Annotated in this window: 24 protein-coding genes; 12 read left to right on the forward strand and 12 right to left on the reverse strand. The window is 65.6% G+C overall.

The window, feature by feature from the left end; genetic code table 11:
* Positions 1-298 precede the first annotated feature (298 nt).
* From WBB14_RS06710 to WBB14_RS06730, 5 genes are read left to right on the forward strand one after another with little or no spacing between them, the layout of a single operon-like run.
* Positions 299-1,468 (forward strand): thiolase domain-containing protein, encoded by a 1,170-nt coding sequence (locus WBB14_RS06710; protein WP_424239141.1) that lies wholly within the window; start codon positions 299-301, stop codon positions 1,466-1,468.
* Entirely contained in the window at positions 1,465-1,878 is a 414-nt protein-coding gene (locus tag WBB14_RS06715) for a Zn-ribbon domain-containing OB-fold protein (RefSeq protein ID WP_424239142.1), read from the forward strand. The genes WBB14_RS06710 and WBB14_RS06715 overlap by 4 nt, the downstream gene beginning before the upstream one ends.
* 12 nt (positions 1,879-1,890) lie before the next feature.
* Positions 1,891-2,907, forward strand: a complete 1,017-nt coding sequence (locus tag WBB14_RS06720; RefSeq protein WP_424239143.1) for a tripartite tricarboxylate transporter substrate binding protein — start codon at positions 1,891-1,893, stop codon at positions 2,905-2,907.
* Positions 2,908-2,916: 9 nt separating this feature from the next.
* A complete protein-coding gene (locus tag WBB14_RS06725; protein WP_424239144.1) occupies positions 2,917-4,584 on the forward strand; it encodes an ATP-dependent acyl-CoA ligase in 1,668 nt (555 codons plus the stop codon).
* Between the two features lie 5 nt (positions 4,585-4,589).
* Complete coding sequence (locus WBB14_RS06730; RefSeq protein ID WP_424239145.1) at positions 4,590-4,955, forward strand: hypothetical protein; 366 nt, start codon at positions 4,590-4,592, stop codon at positions 4,953-4,955.
* A 28-nt stretch (positions 4,956-4,983) separates the two neighbouring features.
* Here WBB14_RS06730 and WBB14_RS06735 read toward each other — a convergent pair whose 3' ends face one another.
* The 6 genes from WBB14_RS06735 to fabG form a co-directional block, all read right to left on the reverse strand.
* Complete coding sequence (locus WBB14_RS06735) at positions 4,984-5,574, reverse strand: Crp/Fnr family transcriptional regulator (protein WP_424239146.1); 591 nt, start codon at positions 5,572-5,574, stop codon at positions 4,984-4,986.
* Positions 5,575-5,787: 213 nt separating this feature from the next.
* Complete coding sequence (locus WBB14_RS06740) at positions 5,788-6,558, reverse strand: citryl-CoA lyase (protein WP_424239147.1); 771 nt, start codon at positions 6,556-6,558, stop codon at positions 5,788-5,790.
* Entirely contained in the window at positions 6,552-8,684 is a 2,133-nt protein-coding gene (locus WBB14_RS06745) for an acetate--CoA ligase family protein (RefSeq protein WP_424239148.1), read from the reverse strand. Before WBB14_RS06745 ends, WBB14_RS06740 begins: the two co-directional genes overlap by 7 nt.
* On the reverse strand, positions 8,681-9,181 hold the full coding sequence (locus WBB14_RS06750) for a MaoC family dehydratase (protein ID WP_424239149.1): 501 nt from the start codon (positions 9,179-9,181) through the stop codon (positions 8,681-8,683). The genes WBB14_RS06745 and WBB14_RS06750 overlap by 4 nt, the downstream gene beginning before the upstream one ends.
* The gene (locus WBB14_RS06755; protein ID WP_424239150.1) at positions 9,178-10,353 is read right to left on the reverse strand and encodes an acyl-CoA dehydrogenase family protein; all 1,176 of its coding nucleotides are present in this window, start codon (positions 10,351-10,353) and stop codon (positions 9,178-9,180) included. Before WBB14_RS06755 ends, WBB14_RS06750 begins: the two co-directional genes overlap by 4 nt.
* Positions 10,346-11,095, reverse strand: a complete 750-nt coding sequence (gene fabG / locus WBB14_RS06760; protein ID WP_424239151.1) for a 3-oxoacyl-ACP reductase FabG — start codon at positions 11,093-11,095, stop codon at positions 10,346-10,348. The genes WBB14_RS06755 and fabG overlap by 8 nt, the downstream gene beginning before the upstream one ends.
* Positions 11,096-11,321: 226 nt before the next feature.
* Here fabG and WBB14_RS06765 point away from each other — a divergent pair, with 226 nt between their 5' ends.
* Genes WBB14_RS06765 through WBB14_RS06780 form a run of 4 tightly spaced genes read left to right on the forward strand, consistent with a single transcriptional unit; the run spans position 11,322 to position 14,412 of the window.
* Entirely contained in the window at positions 11,322-12,326 is a 1,005-nt protein-coding gene (locus WBB14_RS06765; protein WP_424239152.1) for a Bug family tripartite tricarboxylate transporter substrate binding protein, read from the forward strand.
* 42 nt (positions 12,327-12,368) lie between these two features.
* The gene (locus WBB14_RS06770; protein WP_424239153.1) at positions 12,369-12,812 is read left to right on the forward strand and encodes a MaoC family dehydratase N-terminal domain-containing protein; all 444 of its coding nucleotides are present in this window, start codon (positions 12,369-12,371) and stop codon (positions 12,810-12,812) included.
* Positions 12,813-12,822: 10 nt separating this feature from the next.
* A complete protein-coding gene (locus WBB14_RS06775) occupies positions 12,823-13,242 on the forward strand; it encodes a MaoC/PaaZ C-terminal domain-containing protein (protein WP_424239154.1) in 420 nt (139 codons plus the stop codon).
* A gap of 15 nt (positions 13,243-13,257) precedes the next feature.
* Complete coding sequence (locus WBB14_RS06780; RefSeq protein WP_424239155.1) at positions 13,258-14,412, forward strand: CaiB/BaiF CoA transferase family protein; 1,155 nt, start codon at positions 13,258-13,260, stop codon at positions 14,410-14,412.
* An 89-nt stretch (positions 14,413-14,501) separates the two neighbouring features.
* Here the strand turns inward: WBB14_RS06780 and WBB14_RS06785 are convergent, their stop codons facing one another.
* The 3 genes from WBB14_RS06785 to WBB14_RS06795 are packed head-to-tail and all read right to left on the reverse strand — an operon-like array spanning position 14,502 to position 17,667.
* A complete protein-coding gene (locus WBB14_RS06785; protein WP_424239156.1) occupies positions 14,502-15,500 on the reverse strand; it encodes a tripartite tricarboxylate transporter substrate binding protein in 999 nt (332 codons plus the stop codon).
* A 31-nt stretch (positions 15,501-15,531) separates the two neighbouring features.
* Positions 15,532-16,689 (reverse strand): acyl-CoA dehydrogenase family protein, encoded by a 1,158-nt coding sequence (locus tag WBB14_RS06790; protein WP_424239157.1) that lies wholly within the window; start codon positions 16,687-16,689, stop codon positions 15,532-15,534.
* A 12-nt stretch (positions 16,690-16,701) separates the two neighbouring features.
* Positions 16,702-17,667, reverse strand: a complete 966-nt coding sequence (locus WBB14_RS06795; RefSeq protein ID WP_207472073.1) for a Bug family tripartite tricarboxylate transporter substrate binding protein — start codon at positions 17,665-17,667, stop codon at positions 16,702-16,704.
* 104 nt (positions 17,668-17,771) lie between these two features.
* On the opposite strand from WBB14_RS06795, the gene WBB14_RS06800 reads away from it, so the two are divergent.
* Positions 17,772-19,901 carry an acetate--CoA ligase family protein gene (locus WBB14_RS06800; protein ID WP_424239158.1) on the forward strand — a complete coding sequence of 710 codons (2,130 nt, stop codon included), beginning with the start codon at positions 17,772-17,774 and terminating at the stop codon, positions 19,899-19,901.
* A gap of 20 nt (positions 19,902-19,921) precedes the next feature.
* Entirely contained in the window at positions 19,922-20,725 is an 804-nt protein-coding gene (locus WBB14_RS06805; RefSeq protein ID WP_424239159.1) for an enoyl-CoA hydratase/isomerase family protein, read from the forward strand.
* Positions 20,726-20,733: 8 nt separating this feature from the next.
* Here WBB14_RS06805 and WBB14_RS06810 read toward each other — a convergent pair whose 3' ends face one another.
* Positions 20,734-21,468 carry an IclR family transcriptional regulator gene (locus WBB14_RS06810; RefSeq protein ID WP_424239160.1) on the reverse strand — a complete coding sequence of 245 codons (735 nt, stop codon included), beginning with the start codon at positions 21,466-21,468 and terminating at the stop codon, positions 20,734-20,736.
* Positions 21,469-21,547: 79 nt separating this feature from the next.
* Between WBB14_RS06810 and WBB14_RS06815 the strand changes: the two genes are divergently transcribed.
* The gene (locus WBB14_RS06815; protein WP_424239161.1) at positions 21,548-22,279 is read left to right on the forward strand and encodes an enoyl-CoA hydratase/isomerase family protein; all 732 of its coding nucleotides are present in this window, start codon (positions 21,548-21,550) and stop codon (positions 22,277-22,279) included.
* Positions 22,280-22,366: 87 nt separating this feature from the next.
* Here WBB14_RS06815 and WBB14_RS06820 read toward each other — a convergent pair whose 3' ends face one another.
* Both WBB14_RS06820 and WBB14_RS06825 read right to left on the reverse strand, forming a co-directional pair.
* Positions 22,367-23,296, reverse strand: coding sequence for an electron transfer flavoprotein subunit alpha/FixB family protein (locus WBB14_RS06820; protein WP_424239162.1), 930 nt, complete (start codon positions 23,294-23,296; stop codon positions 22,367-22,369).
* Positions 23,297-23,298: 2 nt separating this feature from the next.
* On the reverse strand, positions 23,299-23,889 hold a 591-nt coding region (locus WBB14_RS06825; RefSeq protein ID WP_424239163.1), incomplete at its 5' end, for an electron transfer flavoprotein subunit beta/FixA family protein.

Below are 23,889 nucleotides of genomic sequence, written 5' to 3' on the forward strand. Positions count from 1 at the left end.
GGCATCGCGAAGCGGCAAAGTGATGCACGAACGATCAGTCCTCTAGGCAACGGCCCACAGGGGCAGCGTAGCTACTGAGTCCTGCAGTGGACCGTCGAGCAATTCGCGGTAGAGCGACTGTCGCAGCGCCGTGAAAGAGGTTTGAGTCAAACGCCACATACTAGCCAGTAGGCGAGGCGTGGGGTGAGCGAGTCCAGTCGCACCTTTGTCAAGAAGTTAACAGACAGGTCATGGACCAAACCACGAAGATCGTCTCGGACACCCCAGCTCACGGGACCAACAACCAACGGAGACGCTCTTGAGCATACACGGCAAAGCCTACATCGTCGGTGCGTACGAACACCCTCTGCGCTACGCCCCCCAACATTCCGTGGCGCAACTGCATGCCGAATGCGCGCTGGGCGCGCTGGCCGATGCCGGCCTGAGCCTGGCTGACGTGGACGGCTACTTCTGCGCCGGCGACGCAGGCGTGAGCCCAGCCATTCTTGTGGACCATATGAATCTGCGGCTGCGCCACGTCGACGGCACCGAAATCGGCGGCGGATCGTATCTGGCGCTGATCGGCCACGCCGCGCAGGCGATCGCCAGCGGGAAATGCCGCGTGGCGCTCATCACTCTCGCGGGCAAGCCGCGCAGCGCAGGCCAGGCAACCGGCACGGAAGCGCGCCAATTGGGGCCTGACCGCCCGGCGGCGGCCTGGGAAACTCCCTACCGCTGGACCGTCGCAGGCATCTACGGCAATTTCGCACGCCGCCACATGCATGAGTACGGCACCACTCCCGAACAACTGGCCTGGGTCAAGGTCGCGGCGTCGCATCACGCGCAGCACAACCCGCACGCGCTGCTGCGCAAGGTGTACAGCGTCGACGACGTGCTGGCCTCCCCAATGATTGCCGATCCGCTGCGCCGGCTGGACTGCTGCGTCATCACCGACGGCGGCGGCGCGCTGGTGCTGGCCGCGCCCGAGGTGGCGCGCAGCCTTTCCCGTCCGCGCGTCCGGGTATTGGGCTGCGGCGAGACCATACGCACCAACAACGGCGGCCACCACGCCGACATGCTCCACACGGGCGCAGCACGCTCGGGCCCGGCGGCATTTTCGGAGGCGGGAATTACGCCGCGCGACATCAAGTACGCGTCGGTGTACGACAACTTCACCATCATGGTGATCATGCAGCTCGAAGACCTGGGTTTCTGCGAAAAGGGCGCAGGCGGGCGCTTTGTCGCCGACGGCAACCTGATATCGGGTGTCGGAAAGCTGCCGTGGAACACCGACGGCGGCGGACTCTGCAACAACCACCCGGCCAATCGCGGCGGCATCACCAAGGCCATCGAAGCCGTGCGCCAGCTACGCGGCGAAGCCCATCCCGCCGTACAAGTCCCCAACTGCGATCTGGCCTTGGCCGCCGGCCCCGGCCTGGTTTTCGGCATAGGCCACTCGCATGCCACCGTCGTACTGGAGCGCGAATGAACATGGAAAGCCACGCCAAGAACCTGGAGCAGGATCCCTATGCGCAGGCCAACCCGGAAACCCTGCCGTTCTGGGAAGCCGCGGCGCAAGGCCGCTTCGTGCTGCCGCGCTGCCGCGCCTGCCGGCAATGCCATTGGTATCCGCGCGGCATCTGCCCGCTGTGCGGCTCGGCCTCGCTCGACTGGATCGACGCGCAGGGCAGCGGCACCCTGTATTCCTTCAGCATCATGCGAGCCGCAACGCAGCCGTATGCCATCGCCTATGTGCAATTGGCAGAAGGACCGCTGTTGCTCACCAATATCGTTGACTGCGATCTCGACCGCCTGCGCATCGGCTTGGACGTGCGTGCCGCATTCCGGCCCGCTCCCGAGGGACGCTGCGCCCCTGTATTCACCGTCATGCCTGACTGAAGGAGACGCTGCATGAAAATCCAATCCATCGGCCAAGACGCCGCGCACCGGCCCAACAGCACCCGCCGCGCGCTGCTGGCCGCTATCCCGGCGCTGATGCTGGGCGGCGGCGCCCTCGCCGAGAAAACCGGCTTTCCCGCGCAGCGCGTCACGCTGTTGGTGCCGTACACGGCCGGCACCGCGGCCGATGCGGTGGCGCGTTTCATCGCCGCCAAGCTGACCGGCCTGTGGGGGGTCACAGTAATAGTCGAGAACAAGGCCGGCGCCGACGGCGTCGTAGGCACCCGGGCCGTATTGCAGGCCCCCGCCGACGGCCACACCGTGCTGTTCACCGGCCCGCCGTTTCTCTACAACACCGAGATGCTGGACTCTGCGCCCTATGTGCCACTGCGCGACTTCCAACCGGTCGCGCGCTGCTCCAGCGCCATGTGGCTGTTTGCGGCCAGCAAGCATGCGCCATTCACTAACCTGCGCGAGCTGATCGAGTTGAACCGGCGCCAGGGCGGCAGCGTGGATATCGCCGTTTCCGGCTCCGCCGCCATGGCGGTCGCGACCGCGCTGAAATCAACCACCGGCGTGCGTTTCAACATCGTTCCCTACACCAGCACATCCCAGGCCATCACGGATGCCGCGGCCGGACACGTGGACGCAGTTGCCGCAGCCATCGCCGGCGTCGCTCCGATGGTGCGCGCCGACAGGCTCAACGCGCTGGGTGTCAGCGGCCCGACGCGCTCCCTGGCCGTTCCGGAAATTCCCACGCTGGCCGAAGCCGGCGCCACGGGATTCGGCTTCGTGTCCTGGAACGCCGCATTCGTGCGTAGCGGCACGCCGCAGGCGGCCATCGCCGCGCTGGCCGATGGCATGCGCGCCGTCACCAGGAGCGCCGAGTTCCGCGACTTCGCCCGGGAACAGGGCGTGGAGCCTTCCTTCATGGGACCCGACGCCTGGCCCGCCGAAGCGGCCGCCGAACAGGCGCGCTGGTCGGCGCTGCTGCGCGAGGCGGGATTCATCAAACCCAAACAAGGCTGAACCAGAATCATGGAGTACTCACGGCGCGTCACCCCTCCCGCTTCCGCCATCGACGTCCACGCCGCGTTCGGCGACATGCGGCACTGGACCACAGGCCACATCATCGCCAGGCGCGCGGCGGCCAACGGTTCCGAGATTTTCCTGCGCGACATGGCGGACGGCAGCCTCCATACCTATCTGGACCTGCACCGTCGCAGCAACGGCATCGCACAGGCGCTGCAAGCCCAGGGCATCGCCCATCGCGACCATGTCGCGGTGATGCTGGAAAACTGCGCCGCGCAGGTCTTCTGCTATGCCGCGCTAGGCAAGCTGGGCGCCGTGTCGGTACCGATCAATACCGCAGCGAAAGGCCAGCTGCTGCGCTACTACCTGGATCATGCCGACTGTTCGGCGATCGTCGTGTCGGACAGCCTGGCTGAGTCGCTTTGCGACATCATCGCCGAATTGCCGCGCCTGAAGCGCATTTTCATCGTCGGCCACGCTGGCGCGGCCGCGCAACGGCTGGCGGCCGCCGCCTCGATCCATGCCTTTGCGGCCGACGCGGCCTGCGACGAAGCGCCTGATTCGTCCGTGCGCTTCGACGACCTCGCCTACCTGCTCTACACGTCAGGCACCACCGGCCCGTCCAAGGCCATCATGATCACGCATGCCTGCGCCCACTTCTGGGGCGAACAGAACATACGCTATCGCCATTTCCGGCCCGACGACGTCGACTATGTTTTCCTGCCGCTGTTCCACGCCAATGCACTGCTGCTGGGCATGACCACCGCGCTCATGGCGGGCAGCGCCATCGCGCTGGCCCGGCGTTTCTCCGCCAGCCGCTTCTGGGATGAGGTGCGCGCAGCCGGCGCCACCCGCTTCAACGCCATCGGCGCGGTCGGCAACTTCCTGTATGCCCAACCGCCCGACGGGCGCGATCAGGAACACCAGGTCCGGGTCTGCTCGCTGGCGCCGCCGCCGCCCTTCGTGCACGATTTCGAACGCCGCTTCGGCATCAAGGTGCTCAATGGCTATGCGCTCAGCGACTACTGCGCCGCCACCTGGAGCCCCCTGGACGCGCCTGCTGAAAAGATCTTCAGCGTGGGCCTTGCGCGCGACAACGTCCGGCTGCGGGTCGTCGATGACGACGATTTCGATGTCCCCGCCGGAGCCTCCGGCGAAATCCTGTTGCGCGTCGAACAGCCCTGGGCGACTCCGCTGGGCTATTACAAGATGCCCGAGGCCACGATCGCCGCGCACCGCAATGGCTGGTTCCATACCGGCGACCGCGGCCGCATCGACGCCGACGGCTACCTGCATTTCACCGACCGCAAGAAAGACGCGATCCGGCGCCGGGGCGAGAACATCTCGGCCTACGAAGTGGAGAGCATCCTCCAGACCCACCCGGCCATACGCCAGGCGGCAGTCTATCCGGTGCGCTCCGAGTTCACCGAAGACGAGGTCGCGGCCTCCATCATCCTGCGCGACGGCCAGGCGCTGGCAGCCTATGAACTGGTCAGGTACTGCCAGGAAAACATGAGCAAATTCATGGTTCCGCGCTTTGTCGAGTTCGTCGCCGAACTGCCCCTGACGCTGACCAACAAGGTCGAAAAATACAAACTGCGCGCACGCGCCGAATCCAATCTGGAAAACCTGTGGGACAGCCAGCGGCCGCTCCCCGCCGCAATCGAGAGGTAGGAAACATGACCAGGCACAAACTGGTGATCTTCACCAACCCCGTCGAAGGACGGGAAGACGAATTCGACGACTGGTATATGAACACGCATATGCCGGACGTCATGCGCGTGCCCGGCTTCGTGTCCGGCCAGCGATACGCATGGTCGCATGCGCAGGCCAGGCAACATCCCCAGACCTGGCGTTACATGACCATCCTGGAGATCGACACCGAGGACCTGCAAGGCACGCTGGATGATCTGCTGTCGCGCGCCGGCACGCCCGCCATGCGCATGTGCGACGCGCTGGACGAGCACCGCATCGTCTACGCGTTCACGGCGGCCACGCCAGTGTTCACGGCGGGGCCTGCCGGCGGCATCGTCTACGCCCGCTAGCGCCAGCATCCCAGCCTCGCGCAGGCCATCATAGTCCGCGGCTGTAGCTGGCCAGCGCGTCCAGATCCGGAATGACGATGATGCCGCGCCGGTAATCCAGCAGGCCCAGCGCTTCCAGATGGCCGAGCTTGATGGCCACCCAGCTGCGCGAAGCATGCACCATGGCGGCCAGGTCCTGCTGGGTCAGGCCACGGATTTCGCCGCGCGGCCCCGCGCCGTCGAGCGTGGCAAGTTCGCACAGGACCTGGGCGAGCTGCAGCGGCGTCTGCTCTTCGGCGCGATAGCGGCGCTGCACGCTGGTGGCGCCAAAGCGCGCCAAGGTCATGGCGATGTTCAGCGATAGGCGCGGCATTGTTTCCATCAGGCGCAGCAGGTTGGCGCGATCAAGCTGCGCCACCACCGTCCGGTCCAGGGTTTCCAGCGACGCGAAGGCGGGTTCGTCGAGCATGGTCGATATCAGGCCCAGCATGGCGTTCCTGCCGAAAACGTTGCTGGATTCCCTGCCATCGCGGGCGACCTGGACGCTGCGCATCCGCCCGCTGACGATCACGCTGATGCATCCGGCCTTGGATCCCTGCCGCAGCAGCACCGTCCGGGGAGCCAGTTCACGTTGCGTCATGCATTCCCCGATATGCTGCCGCTGGGCTTCGGAAAGCCCATCCAACGCGGTATCCCACATCCTCGCCTCCTCCTGCTCGAGGCTCATTCTAGAGCGCGCAACACGGGTTTTTCCACGAAGGCGGGATCGGCCACATCATCGCTTTCCCGGAGAGAATCCTGCCGCGGCTCGCCTGGACCCGCTGCAGGATTCCGGATCCAGGCGGCCGGCCCGTCAAGGCACTTCGTTGCGCGGATCGTCCTGCAGCACAAGCTCCCAGGCTGCCCTGCCTATCGGCTGCGTCTTCTCCTCGACCAGATGCGCCAGCAAGCCTGCAGATCGGCCCACCAGGGCCAGGCCCCGCGCCACCATCGGATCGAGTTCCATGTCGGCGACGATCGAGGCAATCGCGCCCACCGCGTTCAAGGGCAGCTTCTTGCCCTGCTCCTGGATCAGGACCTCGCTGATCGCGTCCATCAGGCGCCAATGCACGCCGTAATAATCATTGGCGCGTGCCAGCTCGCGCAGCGTCGCCACCCGCGGGTCGCCATTTACGTGGATGGGATGGCCCACGCCGTACAAGGGCCGCCGCTCCTGCCTATAACGCAGGATCAGCGCTCTCGCCACGTCGCGCACCGCTTCGTCGCCAGCGTCCGGACCCAACTCTCGCCCCGCCTCGATCAGCATCTCGGCGGCGTTCTGCATGGTGCCCAGGAACACGCTGCCCGCGCCCAGCAAACCCGCCGCGACGGCGGCCTGCATGGCCTCGGGCGCGCCCGCGTAGGTCAGGCGCGCCGCCAGCGAACTGGGCGTGATGCCATGGTCCGCCGTGGTGACCAGGATGGCAGTCACCATGGTCTTTTCGCGCGCGCTGGGCATGCGCGCAAAGGTCGTGTGGTAGATCATGTCGATGAAATCGAACTTGCCGATGATCTCTTTGGACAGGTCGCGTCCGCGCACCACGATGGCATCCACCGTGGTGTAGCCTATATCCGTCTTCACCATGTCTTCTTCTCCGTTGCGTCAAAACTCAGCACTGCATCCAGCGCCATCACGCCCTGCCCGCGAGGCCTCACGGCCAGGGGGTTGATCTCCAGTTCCTCGATCCTGTCGGCATGCCCGGCGACGAAATCGCTCAGTTTCACCAAGGCCTCGACCAGCGCATCCACGTCATACGGTTCCTGGCCGCGATATCCATTCAGCAGCTGGCTGCAGCGGGTTTCGGCGATCATGGCCTGCGCAGCCTGGGGCGTCAGCGGCAGCAGCCGCCGGCTGACGTCCTTGAACAGCTCGATGCTGACGCCGCCCAAGCCGAACGTGCAGACATGGCCGAATACCGGATCCCGATGGATGCCCACCACGACCTCGATGAACCGCCCCGGCAGCATGGCTTCGACCAGCACGCCTTGATTGGCATGATCAGGGTGCGCCTGGGTCACCTGTTCGCAGATCCGCGTATGCGCGGCGCGCGCCGCATCCGGCGACCGCACGCCCAGCTGCACGCCGCCGACGTCGGTCTTGTGCGTGATGGTCGAGCTGATCACCTTCATGGCCACGCCGTCGCACTGCAACGCCTCGAACGCGCGCGCGGCCTCGTCAGGCGTGCGGGCGACTTCTCCGCGCGGCACCGGCAGGCCGGCCCGCCCCAGCAGGGCCTTGGCGTCCACCTCGCTCAACGTGGCCGTCGCGGCCGCCGGACGGGGCCGGCCCAGCGGATTCCAAGCGGCATCGAACGCAGCCCTCCAATTTCCATAGTCGATGTAGCGCCGCATGGCCTTGACGGCGTTGCGCACCGAACGCATCGGCATCAAGCCGCCTTCTATCATGTGCCTATGCCCTTCGCCGGTCCTGTCGCTCATCCAGATCGGCACGATCGGCGTCTTCACTTCCCGCTGCACCCGAGCCATGCTCTCGCCCAGCAGCGTCGTGGTCTGCCCGTACTCCACGGGAATGGGCACGACGACCAGATCGGTATTGGGATCCTCCGCTGTCGCCTTCAACGCCGAGTAGGTGAGCGTTGGATCGACCAGCACCTCCGCGGTCACGTCGACCGGATTGTCGATGGCGGCGTAGTCCGGCAGCATGGTGCGCAGCGTCCGCAGCGTCTGCGGCGCGAATTCCGACATAACCAGACCGCCCAGGCCTATCTGGTCCGAAGCCAGCGCCGCCGTTCCGCCCGAAAAGCAATACACGGCAATGCGTTCGCGGCCGGTGGGCTTACCGCGCACCAGCATGGAGGCCGTATCGATCAACTGGTCGACGTCATCGACCTCAATGACGCCGACCTCCTTGAAGACGGCGCTGTTGATCTCCGCCGAGCCCGATATTGCCGCGGTGTGAGACTGCGTCGCCTTGATGCCGTAGTCAGACTTTCCGACCTTTAGCGCAACAATGGGTTTGCCGCGCCGGGCGGCGTGCAAGGCCGCAGCCATGAAGCGCGGCCCGTCCCGCACGCCCTCCAGAACACTGACGATGACCTCGATGTCGGGCGCTTCCGCCATGTAGTGGATGTAGTCGCTGACCTCCAGGTCGGCCTCGTTGCCCCCGGAAAACCACAGGCCTGTACCCACGCCCCGGTCCATCGCCTGGATGAACGAGCGTCCCAGGCCGCCTCCCTGCGAAGCCACGCCTATCGGACCGGGCCGCTGGTCGGTACGAAATGCGGGCGAGAAGCTCATGCCCAGGCGTCCATTGACGTTGGTCAGGCCCGGACTGTTCGGTCCGTAGATGCGCATGCCCGTATCGGCAACAATTTTCCGCATCTCGGCTTCCAGCGCGCGGCCCTCCTCGCCCGTTTCGCCAAAGCCCGAGCTGAAGACAATCGCATAGCGCGTCCCGCACGCGCCGCATTGGCGCAGCGTGTCCAGCACCAGTTCCGCGCGCACAGCCAGGATCGCCACGTCATGCGGCTGGTCCAGATCGCGCACCGAAGGCACGCAAGGCCGTCCCGCGATGCTCTGGCGGGCAGGGTTCACCAGGGAAAGCCGGCCCTGCCAGCCGGAATGAACCATGAGGTTCTCCAGGGTGCGTTGGCCGATGCTGCCCGGCTTTTCGGACGCGCCCACCAGCACGATGGACTGCGGCAGCACCAGCCGCGACAAGTCCGGAAATCGGATGTCGGGCCCGCTCATGCCTGCTGCTCCGACGGCCGGCGCTTGAGCAGGCAAACGGCGTCCATCTCGCAGACGGTTTCACCGCGCTGGTTGACGCCTTTGCGCAGGAAGCTGATCAGGCCGCGATCGGGACGGCTGGTCGGCTTTTGCTCCATCACCTCGATCTCGACGTGCAGCGTGTCGCCTATCAAGGTCGGCTTGGGATACTTGAGGCGGTTCTCCAGCACGCCGAGCACCGCAGCCTCGGTCAACTGATACGGGATCGAACGCGAGGTCAGCCCCGCCATGTAGGAAGCCACCAGCATGCCGTGCGCGATGCGTTGCCCGAACAAGGTCCCTTTGGCGTACTCGGCGTCGACGTGCAGACGGTTGGAATCGCCGGTCAGCGCCGCGAAGGCCACCACGTCGGCCTCGGTAATGGTGCGCGAAGACGTCCGGTAGCGGGTGCCGACCGGCAGGTCTTCCCAATAGATTGCCGTCTGCGCGATATCTTGCAGGGGGTTGGAATCATTCATGCGCGTTCTCCATTTTTCAATGCCGAAATGCCAAGAATCTCCCGCCCGATGATGAGCGTCTGGATCTCGGTGGTACCTTCCGGGATCATTCCCCCGCGCGTATCGCGGAAAATCCGTTCTATCGGATAGTCGGTGGCATAGCCGATGCCGCCATGCACCTGCAGGGCATGATTGGCGACCTGATGGGCGGCCTCGGTCGCGTACAACTTGGCCACCGATCCCTCGACGCGCGCCGGCAGGCCCGCCTGCATGGCGCGCGCCGCGCGGTAGCCCAAGGCTCGCGCCGCCTGCGTCTTCATCGTCATCTCGACGATATGGCGCTGCACCAGTTGATAAGCCCCAATGGGCTGCCCGAACTGCTTGCGGGTGCGCGCGTAGTCGATGGACAGGTCCAGCGCGCATTGCGCCGCGCCCACCGCCCCCATCGCCACATTGAGACGCCCGAAATTGAGCCCGATGAGAATCTGCCGCAGCCCTTCTCCTTCCTGGCCAAGCAGGTTGGCCGCGGGCACTTGGGCGTTGTCGAAGGTGTAGGCCGCGGTCCCGGTGCTGCGCACGAACATGGTGTCCACCGGACGCGCATCGAAACGCGTATGGACCTTCTCCACCAGGAACAGCGACAGGCCGCCCTGGCAGGTATCGCTGAACGTGCGCGCCACGACGATGCCGAAGTCAGCGAACATGCCATTGGTCACCCACAGCTTGCTGCCGTTCAGCACATAATGGTCGCCCTGCTTGTCGGCGCGCGTCCTGACTTCAGCCACGTTCGATCCCACGTCTGGCTCGGAGATCGAGACGTAGGTGCGTCGTTCATTGCGCAACAGCGGCTGAAGAAACCGCTCCTTCTGCTCCTCGGTGCCATAGGCGTCGAGAATGCCACCCACGATGTTCAGGCCATTTATCAGCGCCCGCAGCGAAAGCCAGCAGTAGCCTGCCTCCTCCATCATGATGGCCCAGGTCAGGTAATCGATGCCCAGTCCGCCCGAGGATTCAGGCAGATAGCCGCCAAGGTAGCCAAAGTCGCGCAGTTCTCCCAGCACTTCGAAGGGAAAGGTCTTGGCCGCTTCGTGCTGGTTGATGATGGGGTTGACGCGCGTTTTCAGGAATCGGCGGATGTTGTCGCGCAACAGGCCGTGCTCGCTCGAAAGGCCGTCCGGATCCAGCTCAACCATAGCGACCTCCCGTCACGAAGAGCGTGGTGCCAGTGATATAGCGAGCATGTTCCGATGCCATGAACGCCACGGCGCCCGCGATATCCGAGGGCTGGCCCGCGAATGGAACCTGGTTCTTGGCCTGCACGTTCTCCAGGATCGTGCTGTAGTTGGGCAGGCTCTTGATGTAGTCGGTCTCGATGAAACCCGGTGCGATGGCGTTCACCGTCACGCCCTTGCGCGCCTGCTCCAGCGACAAGGCCCGCGTCATGCCTATGATGCCAGCCTTGGCGCTGGAATAGTTGGTCTGGCCGGGGTTGCCGAACAGCGCGCGCGAGGCGATGTTGATGATGCGTCCCCACCCGTTCTCGTGCATGCGCGGGAGCGCCGCGCGGCAGCAATGGAACGCGCCTTTGAGCGTGACGTCGATCACCAGGTCCCAGTCGGCCTCGTCCATCTTGAGCAGCGTGCGGTCTTTCACCAGGCCCGCGTTGTTGACCAATACGTCGATGCGGCCGAAAGCCTCGTAGCCAGCCGCCACCATGGCTTGCACCTGCTCCTGCTCGCGCACGTCGCAACGTACCCCTATCGCCCTGCCGCCTTCGGATTCGATGGCCCCGGCCATCGCTTGCGCGGCGTCCAGGTCCAGATCGCTGATCACGACGGCCATGCCTTCCGTGGCGAGAAAGCGGGCGGTCTCCGCCCCGATCCCACGCGCCGAACCCGTGACGATTGCCACGCGGTCTTTCAGTTTCAGATCCATACAGTCTCCAGCTTCAATGGAAAAAGAGGTGGCCCAAGAGCCATCAACGATCGCGCCGCGTGCGTCGCGCCGCGCGGATATGAGCCGGAGCGCAGGCCATTTTCAGTCCCTTGAAGCCGTTGTGGACAGGGCATTAAAAAAAGCCAAAACTCCGCCTGCTCGTAGTACTATACGAAATGCCGGAGTACATTCCAACCGTTTTTTCAAGAGACTGGAGGAGACACCCATGCAAAACCACAATCCCGGCCATCAACTTCCCCACCCAGTCCGGCGCTTTGCGCTGGCACTTTCGGTGGGGCTGACGATGGCGTCGGCGTCCGCGTTTGCGGACACGTATCCCGCCCGCGCGATGACCATCGTTTCCGCCGGACCCGCCGGCGGCATCACCGACCAGGTAAGCCGCCTGATAGCCAGCAAGGTATCGAAAGGATTGGGCCAACCCGTGGTGGTCGAGAACCGGCCGGGCGCAGGCGGCAACCCTGCTGCCGAGCACGTCGCCCGGGCCAAGCCCGACGGCTACACCCTGTTGATGGGCACGCAGGGCACGCAGGCCACCAATCAGTACTTGTACCAATCCATCAGCTTCAATCCAGAAAAGGACTTTGTCGCCGTGCATGGCGTCATCGCGCTGCCCAACGTGCTGGTGGTCAATGCCGGCCGTCCCTATCGCACGGTCAAGGAACTGGTGGCCTATGCAAACGAACACCCCGGCACCATCACGATGGCCAATGCCGGCAACGGCACCGCCACCCACCTGGAGGCCGAACTGTTCCAGACCGTGGCCGGAATCAAATACGTCAACGTGCCCTATCGCGGCAGCCCGCCAGCCATCAATGATTTGCTTGGGGGACAGGTCGATGCCTCGTTCGACTATCCCGCCACCACGCTGGGACACATCCAGAGCGGAAAGCTGCGCGCCCTGGCCGTCACCAGCGCCACCCGGCTGAGCCTTCTGCCCGACGTTCCAACCATCGCCGAGGCCGGCTATCCGAAGGCAGAGTCGATGTCCTGGATCGGCCTGTTCTTCCCGGCCGGGACGCCTAAGCCCACGATCGACCGCTGGCAGGAGGAGGTGGCGCGCGCGCTGCAGGATCCAGCGGTGATCACCTCGCTTTCCACCATGGGCGGCACGCCGCTGAACCTGGGGGGAGAGAAGTTCGACGAATTGGTGCGCAGCGAGCGGATCAAGTGGAAAGCCATCATCGAGCGCACCGGCGCCAGGGCCAGCTGAACGCGTCATGTCGGCTCTGCGTTCAAACCAAAGGAGAACATCTTGCTCGACAGGAATCTTATCGGCCAGTCGCTGGGCACGCGCAGCATCCTGGTGGAGCGCGGCCGCCTGCGCTTCTTCGCCAAGGCGATAGGCGAGACCAATCCGGTCTACCTGCATGAAGAGGCGGCGTGGGCAGCCGGACATCCGCGCCTGCCGGTTCCACCCACCTTCCTTTTCTGCCTGGAGATCGACGCGTTCGATTCGATAGGCACGGCCCGTCTCACCCGCCTGGACGAAAGCCGGATCCTGCATGGCGAACAGCAATTCAGCTACCACGCCATGGCGTACGCCGGAGATACCCTGACCTTCGACCTGACGATCGCCGACGTCTACCAGAAGAAAGGCGGCGCGCTCGATTTCCTGGTCAAGGATACGCGCGTGACCAATCAGCACGGCCAACACATTGCCGACCTGCGCGCCATCGTCGTCCAGCGCAACGACTGAAGGAGAACCCATGGACCTTCCCGCCTACGCCTCGATCTCCGTCGGAGATAGCCTGCCCGCGCTGAGAATCGCGCCGATCTCGCGCAAGACTCTGGCGCTCTATGCAGGCGCCTCGGCCGACCACCATCCGATGCACATCGACCTGGACTACGCCCGCAGCGCCGGCGCGACTGACGTCTTCGCGCACGGCATGCTGTCGGCGGCCTATGTCGGCCGCATGCTGACCGACTGGGTGCCGCAGCAGCGCATCCGCCGCCTGACGATGCGCTTCACCGGCATCATGCAGCTGGGGGCAGAACCGTTGTGCAGCGCGCAGGTCGCCGCGAAGATGGTGGAGGACGGCGAACAGCGCGTGCGCGTCACGCTGAGCTGCGCCGATCAGCACGGCGTCAACAAGATCGTCGGCGAAGCCGTCATCAACCTGGACTGAACGGACAAAACCAACATGCAAGAAACCAATGTCGTATCAAGCAAGGATGGCGTACTGCGCGGCGTGCGGGTGGTCGAACTCGCGGGCATCGGACCCGGCCCGTTCTGCGCCATGCACCTCGCCGACCTGGGCGCGGACGTCATCTCGGTCCAGCGGCCGGACGGACGGGCGGGCAGCATCGGCTACGAAAACTGCATCCAGCGCGGCAAGCGGGCGATCGCGCTCGACGTCAAGACGCCCGGCGGCCGCGACACCTTATTGAGCCTGATCGAGCACGCCGACGTGTTCATCGAGGGCATGCGCCCCGGCGTCGCCGAGCGCCTGGGACTGGGACCGGACATCTGCCGGGCGCGCAATCCGCGGCTGGTTTACGGCCGCATGACCGGCTGGGGCCAGCACGGCCCCATGGCGCATCTCGCCGGGCATGACGCCAACTATATCGCCCTGTCCGGCGCGTTGTGGCACGCGGGAACCTCCGCGGCTGCGCCCGCCACGCCATTCTCCGTGGTGGGCGATATCGCCGGCGGCGCGTTGTACCTGGCCGTCGGGCTGCTGGGCGGCGTGCTGCAGGCGCGCCGCACCGGCCAGGGCTGTGTCGTCGACGCCGCGGTCAGCGACGGATCGGCGCATTCGATGCAACTCTTGCTGGCGGCGCGGAGCAAGGGCATCGTGAACGACGACCACGGCCAGAGCCTGCCCAATGCCGCGCCCTTTTATGCGTCCTATGGCTGCGCCGACGGCGGCTACATCACGGTCGCCTGCATCGAACCGCAATTCTATGATCTGCTGCTCGAACGGCTGGGACTGGTTGGCGATGCCGGGTTTGTGCCGCAATGGGACAAAGCCCGCTGGCCGGAACGCAAGCAACGCCTGCAGGCGCTGTTCACCGGCCGCTCCCGCGCCGAGTGGCAGGCAGTCTTCGAAGGCAGCGACGCATGCGTGATACCCGTGCTGAGCCCGGACGAGGCAGCCCGTGATCCCCATAACCTGGCGCGCGCCACCTACTTCGAGCGCGACGGCTGCCTGCAAGCGGCGCCTGCGCCTCGTTTCGACGGTGCATGCGCGCAGCCGGGCGCGGTCCCCCGGGCCGGCCAGCATACCCAAGCCATCCTCGAGCTGCTGGCCGGCAAAGGGCCTGCGGCCGTATGGCTCGCATCCGAGGCGGCTTGACGCGCTGCGGCGCTGGGGCGAGCCAGGCAGCGTGGTTAAAAAAAGGGAGTGGCGGCGCCGCCACTCCCTTTTCTATCGGACTTGGTCCGCTACTGCGGCGACAGGTTCTCGCGCTTGACCAGGTCAGCCCAACGATCGAGTTCCGCTTTCACGAAGTTTCCGAACTCGGCCGGGCCCATGGGCTGCATCTGCAACCCCATATCCCCCAGGCGCTTGGCCACATCGGGTTGCGCCACGACTTCCGTGAGGTCGGCCTGCACCTTCTCGATGATGGATGCAGGCGTGCCGGCGGGCGCCATGACGCCGAACCAGAACCCCACTTTCTCCACCGAGGGGTAGCCCTGCTCGGCCATGGTGGGCACATCCGGCAAAGCCGCCAGGCGCTTGGGAAAGACCACCGCCAGGGCCTTGGCGCGGTGCTGCTGTATGACGGGCAGCGCCGAAGTGACCGACGCGAACAGCAACTGGATATGCCCCGCCATCAGGTCGCTGACGGCCGGACCGCCGCCCTTGTACGGAACCGGCGTCATCTGGACATCGGCCGCCGTCTCCAGCATGCGCGCGGCCATATGGATCTGGCTTCCCGATCCCAAGGTGCCATAGTTGACCGTGTTCGGCTGGGCTTTGGCCAACCGCACCACGTCCGCGACGTTGTTGGCTGCAAACTCCGGGTGGGCCATCAACACCATGGGCGCGGTGCCCAGAAAGGCGATGGGAGCAAAGTCCTTCATGGTGTCGTACGGCAGCGATTTCACCAGGAAGTTGTTGCTGACGTGCGAATCCAGCGCAATCAGCAGGGTGTAGCCGTCGGGCGCCGCGCGCGCCGCGGCGGTGGTGCCGATGACACCGTTGGCGCCAGCGCGGTTTTCCACGACCACCGGCTGCCCCCACTTCTGCGCCAACGCGGCGCCGACCACCCGCGTCAGCACATCGGAAAATCCGCCGGCCGCGAAAGGCACGATCAGCCGTACCGGCTTATCGGGATAAGCCGGCGCGGCCTGCGCCACTCCAGCAGCGAACAGCCAACCGGCAAACAGAGAGCATAGGACGGTAGACGCGGCGCGGCGCCGGCCTCGATTCATGGACATATCATTTCCTTGGGAAGACAGCGAAAAACGCTTAGCGAAGCGCGGAGATGCCGAGGGCGCTTTGCGCGATCAGCAATCCAATGATCTGGTTGGTTCCTTCGCCGATGCTCAGATGCCTGGCATCGCGGTAATGTCTCTCCACGGGAAACAGGGAGGTGTAGCCAGCCCCGCCGTGGACTTGCAGTGCGAGCTCCGCCACGCGCAGCGCCGCATCGCTGGCATGGCGCTTGGCCATCGCGCACAGGACGGCGTTGTCGGCCAGGCCGCGGTCCAGCGCGTCAGCCGACCGGTAGGCCAGCAGTCGCGAGGTTTCTACCTGCGTCATCATGTCGGCGACCATTTGCTGCACCAACTGGAACCCGCCTATGGGCCGCCCGAACTGCTCTCGTTCGCGCGCAAAGCGCAGGGCTGCCTGCAGCGAAGACTCGGCGATCCCGAGTGCGCCGAACGCCACCACAGAGCGTCCGATGTTGAGATACTTCTTCGCGATCGAAAATGCCTGGCCCGGCTCTCCGATCAGGTTCTCTGCCGGCACCTCGACATCCTCGAACAGCAGTTCGCCGAGTGGGCAGCAATGCATGCCCATTTTCCCTATCGGGCTGCAGGAGAATCCCGGCATGCCGCTTTCGAAGACCAGGCACGAAACGCCGCCGGCGCCCTCGCCGGTCACGTTGCGCGCAAAGACGATGCCCAGGTCGCAGATCGGCCCGTTGGTAATGTAGATCTTGCGGCCGTTGATCCGCCAACCGCCGGACGGCATGCGCTCGACCCGCGTTTGCACGTTGGCGGCATCTGAGCCGATCCCGGGTTCGCTCAACGCAAAACTGCAGATCGCCCGTCCATCCAGGATGGCGGGCAGGTATTTCTCCCGCAAGCCCGCGCTGCCCGCGCCCGCCAGCACCGACGCCGCCAGATTGCTGACGCTGAGCATGCCGCGTAACGACGGCCAGGTGCGGGCCACTTCGGCGATCAGCGTGCCATAGGTGGTCATGAGCAGGCCGAAGCCCCCGTCCGCTTCGGGCAGCAGCCCGCCGATCAGCCCATAGTCGCGCATGGCACGCACGACGGAACGAGGCACGACTTCCTTGGCCGCTTCGTATCGTTCGACCAGCGGCGCGACCTCGGCCTCCAGATATCGTGCGAGCGAGTCCTTCAAGGCCTGCTGCGTGGAATCCAGCAAAAAGTCCATGGCATCGATCTCCTATTTGGCGGACTCGAAATCAGGGGCCGTCACGACCTTGGTCCACTTGGCCACTTCGGCTTCCATGAAGGCGGACACCGCCTCGCTGCCGCCATGCAGCGCCGTGATTTGAAGCCGCCCAAGGAACGCCAGGGTCTCCGGTTCCCGCGATATCTCTTCGACGCTGGACGCCAGCCTGGCGATCACCTCGGGCGGCGTCTTCGCCGGCGCCATGAGGAAGAAGGTGCCCGTGGTTTCAAAGCCCTTCAGCCCCGCCTCATCGATGGTGGGAACGTCCGGCAGGCTGGCGTTGCGCGTCGCGCTGCTGACGGCGATGGGACGGAACTTTCCCGCCTCGATAAAGGCCATGGCGCCCGCCATGTTGTCGAACAGCACGTCGACGTCACCCGCCAGCAAAGCCTGTTCCGCGGGCGGCGCGGCACGATACGGCACATGCGTCATCCGCACCTTGGCCATCTGCTTGAACAATTCCCCCGTCATGTGCATCGACGAGGTGATGCCCGGCGAACCGAAAGTCACGTGGCGGCGCCCTGCCTCGGCGATCAGATCCTGCACGCTGTGTATGGAGGACTTTTGCGACACCACCAGCACATTGCTGGCATATCCCAGCATCGCGACCGGCGCCAGATCGCGCTGCCAGGAGTAGCTGGCCTTGCCCAGCGCGGTGTCCACCGCGATGCCGGTGGTGCCCATCAACAGGGTGTAGCCGTCGGCAGGGGCCTTGACGGCCGCATTGATCGCCAGCGCCCCTCCCGCCCCGGTCTTGTTCTCGACCACAAAGGGTTGGCCCAGCTTGTCGGCCAGGGACTTGGCGTAGTAACGGGCCAGCAGGTCGGTCCCGCCTCCGGCGCCGAACCCGACCAGCAGGGCCACCGGCTTGGCGGGATAGGTGGATGGACTTTGCGCGTGCGTGGCCACACTGCCCAGGCACAGCAAGACGGATACGGCGGCAGCAAATCGCTTCATGGCGGGTCTCCCTCCTCATCAGTACGAATTATCGTAATTTTCCTCGATAGGCTGTAGAATTAATTACGACTGATCGTACACTACCACGAAATTACGGAGTAAATATGCATGCGTCGCATTGTGGATTTCCCGATCTATCCAGGCTGGTGCGACCGCGCAACGCGGTCGTGGTGCTCGGATCGCAGAGGCCAAACAGCGAAGGCGCCCGGCTGCTGGAGAACCTCTCCTTGCACTCGCGCATGGAGGGCGAACTTTTCGTCGTGAACCCGCCCATGCGCGGCGACGGGCCGTTCCGCTGCTGGCCATCGATTGCCGACCTGCCGGAAGCCGACATCGACGTGGCGCTGATCATCCTGCGCGCCGCCTATGTGATGGATGCGCTGCGCGATTGCGCCGCACGCGGAATTCCCTATGCCATCGTCATGTCCTCCGGCTTCGGCGAGGCCGGCCCTGAAGGACGGGCGCTGGAGCAACAAATCGCGGCGTTGTGCGAGTCGACCGGGTTGCGCGTCTACGGACCGAATTGCCCGGGCCTGTCGAACTTCCGCGACCGCATGGGCATGACGATCTCCCCTGCCTTCAAGACCGACAAGAACGTGGGGACCATCGGCATCGTCACTCAAGGCGGCGGGGCCGGACGCAATATCGTCCAGGGATTGTCGTACGGTCCGGGCGCCGCCTTGTGGCTGTCCGCGGGCAACGAAGTCGACCTGGGCGCGCCGGATTTCATCGCTCACTTGGCCCGCGACCCCGAGATCGGCGTCATCGCCGTACTGCTCGAGGGCATCAAGGACGGCAAGCGCCTGGCCGCCGCTCTCGATCTGGCGCGCTCGCACGGCAAGCCCGTCATCATTCTCAAGATCGGCCGCTCCGAGTATGGCGTGCGCGCCGCGCAGTCCCATACCGGCTCGATTGCCGGCACGGCTGAGGTCAATAGCGCCATGTTCGCGCAGTTCGGCGCGATCGAGGCCCACGACATGGACGAGCTGGTCGCGCTGGCGCGCCTTGCCGCAAGCGGCAGCGTTCCGACTTCCGACGAACTGGCCGTGGTGACCTTCTCGGGCGGCGCGGCCGCCATGGCCGCCGACCAGATCGGACTCCAGGGATTGCGCCTGGCGCAATTTGCGCCTGAAACAACCGAACATCTGCGCGCGAGCCTGCCCGGTTATGCGGCCATCGCCAATCCGGTGGACGTGACCGCCGAAGCGCTCAACAGCATCGAAGGGTTGTCGTCGTGCTTGCGCACGGTGGCTCAGGACCCCAATGTGGGCGCGGTCATCGTGCCGATTCCGGCCGACTATGGGGAACTCACCGACGGCATCGCGCAGGCCATCATCGATGCCGCCGCCGGCGCGTCCCGGCCCATCATTGCGGTGTGGATGAGCCGTCGCCTGGGCAGCGGCTTTCTGCGGCTTGAAGAACACGGGCTGGCGCCATTCCTTTCGCTAGGTTCGGCATTGGCGGCGGTACGAAAAGTGACGCCACGCCGCATGCTGCCTGGCGCGATGGTCGCTGCGCCCGCCATGTCCGCGGCCTCGGGAGAGGAATCAGGCGCGGCCGTGGCCTGCACCGAGGCAGCCGCCAAAGCCATGCTGCGCGAAGCAGGCATTGCTGTGCCACAAGGCAGCCTGTGCCGCTCCCCGGAAGAAACTACCGCCGCCGCGCAGGCGTTGGGATTTCCGGTGGCGCTGAAGATCGTCAGCGCCCAGATCCTGCACAAGACCGAAGTGGGCGGCGTATGGCTGGACGTGCGCACGCCAGGACAAGCGGCCGAGGCCCACACGCGGATGGTGAATCAGGTTCAGGCACGGCGTCCCGACGCTCGCATCGACGGCGTGCTGGTCGAGAAGATGCTGCACGACACCGGGCGCGAAATGCTGATCGCGGTGCGCACCGATCCCATGTACGGCCGAGTCCTCACCATCGGGCTGGGCGGCATATTCGTGGAGCTGCTCAAGGACGTCGCACACCGCGTCTTGCCGATACAGCCAGCCGACGTGCATGACATGCTGGCGGACCTGCGGCATGGCGCCTACCTGGGCCAATTCCGCAATCTCCCGCCGATGGACACCGATGCATTGGTGCGCCTGGTCATCCAGCTTGCCGATTTCGTGTCGGGCCGCCCCGACATCCTGGAAGCCGAATTCAACCCCGTCTGGGTCGGCCCCGCCGGCGAAGGCGCCTGGGTGCTTGACGCCCTGCTCTTGACCTCCCCTACCCCTGAACGACTCTAGCCCTACAAGGACCAACCATCATGTACGAAGGCCTGCTATATGAAATCGAGGACGGCGTGGGCACCATCACGCTGAACCGGCCGGAATCCAAGAACGCCATCGACATTGCCATGCGCACCTCGCTGCGCAGGCTGATGCACGAACTGCGCCATGACCGCGATCTGAAGGTCCTGATCCTGACCGGCGCGGGCGGCAACTTCTGCTCCGGCGGCGACCTCAAGGCCCTGCGCAGCAGCGCCGCCGACGGTGAAGCGACCGCGCAAGGCCGCCGCCAGAGGCTGGTCGACCTGCACGATCTGGTCTCGGCGCTGCTGGATTTCGACCGGCCCGTGATTTCCGCGGTGCAGGGCGTGGCCTATGGCGCGGGCCTGGGCCTGGCGCTGACTGGCGACCTGGTGCTGGCGGCCGACGACGCTCGCTTCTGCATGGCGTTCGGACGCCTCGGCGCCGTAGCCGACTTCGGCACCTTCTATACCTTGCCGCGGCTGGTCGGGGTGCAGCGCGCAAAAGAGCTGCTGTTTTCGGCGCGCGAGTTCGGCGCCGCGGAAGCCAGGGAGCTGGGACTGGTGCTGGAAACGATGCCAGCCGAGGCCCTGCCCGAGCGTGCGCGCGCCATCGCGCGCTGCCTTGCCCAGGCTTCGCCGGTCGCCCTGAGCATCACCAAGCGCGCGTTGAACGTATCCCTGCGCAGCGACCTGCAAACCATGCTCATGCTTGAAAGCGACGGCCAGGGGGTGGCGATGAGCGCCGACTTCCATGCCATGGCCCTGCAACGCTTCTTCGACAAGAAGGGCCCGCCCTTCCAGTGGCCCGTGCAGCAATGAATACGCCTTCAGCCCGACAGGGTGTCGCGTATCTCGAACAGCGCCTGCAGGTAGGCCTTGCGGTGCTTATGGACGCGGTCGGAGGGGCCTGCCAGCGACAGCCCCACCGGCAGTTCGCCCAGGACGCCCGCGACGGCCAGGGCCGTCACGCCCTCGACCCCCTCTCCCTCGGAGGCATACCAGCCCTGCTTGCGCCCCTGCGCTACCTCGGTCATCAACTTCTTCGCGCTGGTGATCGTATGCGGCGTCACGGCCTCCAGCTTGAGCTGCTTGACCTGGGCCTGCAATTCGTCCGTGTCGAGTTGGCCCAGCAGCGCCTTGCCTATGGCCGAGGCGTGCAGCGCGGCGCGGTCGCCGACTTCCATGATGTAGCGCAACGGCCGCCGGCAGGGCAGCACCGCCACCACCTTGACGGCGGAGCGGTCCAGCATGCCGACAAAAGCGCTTTCGTTGGTTTTCTCCACCAACTGCTGCACGGCTTCCTTGGCCGACTTGGCCAAGGGATCGTTTTCCGCGATCTGGCGCGCGATTTCATACAGTCGCGCAGTGGGATAGAAGCGGCGCGTGCGGGGCGTGCGCATCAGATAGCCCAGCGCGTGCATCGTTCCCAGCAAATCCGAGCAACTGCTGTCGGGCAAGGAAAGCAGGCGTGCCATCTCCGAGTTGGACAACTCGCGCCGTTCGCGCGCAAATATCTCGAAAGCGGCCAACGTACGGCTCGTTGCCGGAATCAGGGTAGCCATTTGAAGTTTCCTAAACCTGCCTGCGGGGAAGTCGCGGGCGCCTCATATCATAATGCGCAACCAATCAGGATCATTCCCGATGGACCAATTCTCCCAATTGCAGCTGCATATCCAGGACCACATTGCGACGCTGTCCCTGGACAATCCTCCGGTCAACGCGCTCAGCCGCAAGCTCAATGACGAGCTGACCACGGCCATGGACCAGCTCTCGGACCTCGACGAGGTGCATGTCGTGGTGCTGACCGGCGCGGGCAAGATCTTCTGCGCGGGCGCCGACCTCAAGCAGCGCGCCGAGAACACGGCCGGCCTGGGCGGCCTGACCATGCATTCGCGGCGCACGCGCGAGTGCTTCCACTCCATACGGGAATGCGCCAAGCCGGTCATCGCCGCGATCAACGGCCCCGCACTGGGCGCCGGCCTGGCCATCGCCGCATCGTGCGACATCCTGGTCGCCTCGGAAAAGGCGCTCCTGGGCCTGCCCGAGATCGACGTCGGCGCCATGGGCGGCGGACGGCACGCGATGCGGCTGTTCGGGCATTCGCGCACGCGGCGCATGATGCTTACCGGCGAGCGCATCCCGGGCGCCGAGTTGCACCGCCTGGGCATCGTGGAAGCCTGCGTGGCGGCCGAAGACCTGCTGCCCGCGGCGCGCGCGCTGGCAGCCAGCATCGCCTCGAAGCGTCCGGCCGCGACGCGGCTGGCCAAGCACACGCTCAACACGATAGAGGACATGAGCCTGCGCGACGGCTATCGCTACGAACAGGACATGACGGCCATCCTGGCCAAAGGCGGCGATGCCCGCACGCAGTGAACGCGAGGCCGGGCGGCGCGGGGAAAGGCTCCCCGCCGCCGCGGCGCCATCAACGACCGGGACCAGGATGCGCCGGGATTCCGGCGGTTACAGTGCGCCGGCCAGTTCAGGCACAACCTGGAACAGATCGCCCACCAGGCCATAATCGGCCACGCCGAAGATCGGCGCTTCCGGATCCTTGTTGATGGCCACGATGACCTTCGAATCCTTCATGCCGGCCAAGTGCTGGATGGCACCCGAGATACCAACCGCCACGTACAACTGCGGCGCCACGATCTTGCCGGTCTGACCGACTTGCCAGTCGTTAGGCGCGTAGCCCGCGTCCACCGCGGCGCGCGAAGCGCCGAGCGCTGCGCCCAGCTTGTCGGCCAGCGGATCCAGGATCTTGAAGTTCTCGGCGCTGCCCAGGCCGCGGCCGCCGGAGACGACGACGCGCGCGCCGGCCAGTTCCGGACGGTCGCTCTTGGCGACTTCGCGGCCCACGAAGGTGGACAAGCCCGAATCGGCGACGGCGGCGATGTCTTCCACCGCGGCGGAACCGCCCTGCGCGGCCACGGCGTCAAAGCCGGTGGTGCGCACGGTGATGACCTTGACCGCATCGGCCGACTGCACCGTGGCAATCGCGTTGCCGGCATAGATCGGGCGCAGGAAGGTGTCGGCGGATTCCACGCCGATGATGTCGGAGATCTGCGCCACGTCCAGCTTGGCGGCCACGCGCGGGGCCACGTTCTTGCCCGAGGCGGTCGCCGGGAACAGGATGTGGCTGTAGCCCGAGGCCACCGCCAGCACCTGGGCGGCAACGTTCTCGGCCAGGCCATCGGCCAGTTGCGGCGCGTCGGCCAGCAGGACCTTGGCCACGCCCGCGGCGGCGGCGGCCTGGTCGGCCACGGCGCGCGCATTGGCGCCGGCGACCAGCACGTGCACGTCGCCTCCGATCTTGGCGGCGGCGGCGACGGCGTTCAGGGTTGCGCCCTTGAGCTGGGCGTTATCGTGTTCGGCAATAACCAGCGTCGTCATGTTCAGACCACCTTCGCTTCGTTCTTGAGTTTGTCCACCAGGGCCGCGACATCGGCCACCTTGATGCCGGCCTTGCGCGCGGGCGGCTCGCTGACCTTCAGCGTCTTCAGGCGCGGCGCGGCGTCCACGCCCAACTCTTCAGGCGTGACGGTGTCCAGTTGCTTCTTCTTGGCCTTCATGATGTTGGGCAGCGTGACGTAGCGCGGCTCGTTCAGGCGCAGGTCGGTGGTGACGATGGCCGGCAGCTTGAGCGTCAGCGTTTCCAGCCCGCCGTCGACTTCGCGCGTGACCGTAACCTTGCCGTCAGCCAGCTCGACCTTGCTGGCGAACGTGGCTTGCGGCCAGTCCAGCAGCGCGGCCAGCATCTGGCCGGTCTGGTTGGCGTCGTCGTCGATGGCTTGCTTGCCCAGGATCACCAGCTGCGGCTGTTCCTTGTCGACCAGCGCCTTCAACAGCTTGGCCACGGCCAGCGGCTGAAGCTCGGCATCGGTCTGCACCAGCACGCCGCGGTCGGCGCCAATGGCCATGGCCGTGCGCAGCGTTTCCTGGCATTGCGCAACGCCGCAAGAAACCGCCACGACTTCAGCAACCGC

This window comes from Achromobacter sp. (genome assembly GCF_049647645.1).
GTDB lineage: Bacteria > Pseudomonadota > Gammaproteobacteria > Burkholderiales > Burkholderiaceae_B > Achromobacter.